The organism is Carboxylicivirga linearis, from assembly GCF_018271995.1.
GTDB classification, from domain to species: Bacteria; Bacteroidota; Bacteroidia; order Bacteroidales; family Marinilabiliaceae; genus Carboxylicivirga; species Carboxylicivirga linearis.
On the sequence record NZ_JAGUCO010000172.1, the window covers coordinates 1 to 334 of the forward strand.

Genomic DNA, 334 nt, shown 5'->3' on the forward strand with positions numbered 1-334 from the left:
ATCCTGGAATAATTTCTGCTTATACTCTGTTTTATTCCGAATATAATAGCATTTGTATTGATGGCTATAATGCACATAATCCAACTTGCCTATAAACTGTTCAATAGTACTATTCGAATAAAAAAACAGCTTAATTAACGGCGTAGTTTGATGCGAAAATTCATTCAGATATATGGTTGGTTTCCTGTGCATATTAGTGATATTAAATCCTAATACTCCAAAAACACAAAAAAATTGATAAATACATAATTCAACCGTACATTTATACGTATATTATCCGTTTAACTCTACGACTTTACCATGCCTTTATGCCCACACTGCAATGAAGAGATAA

1 protein-coding gene is annotated in these 334 nt (G+C 30.8%); it reads right to left on the bottom strand.

Features of this window, described 5'->3' with window-relative positions:
- A partial coding sequence (locus KEM10_RS25280) for a hypothetical protein (protein ID WP_212221082.1) occupies positions 1–192 on the bottom strand: 192 nt, incomplete at its 3' end.
- Between the last annotated feature and the right edge of the window lie 142 nt (positions 193–334).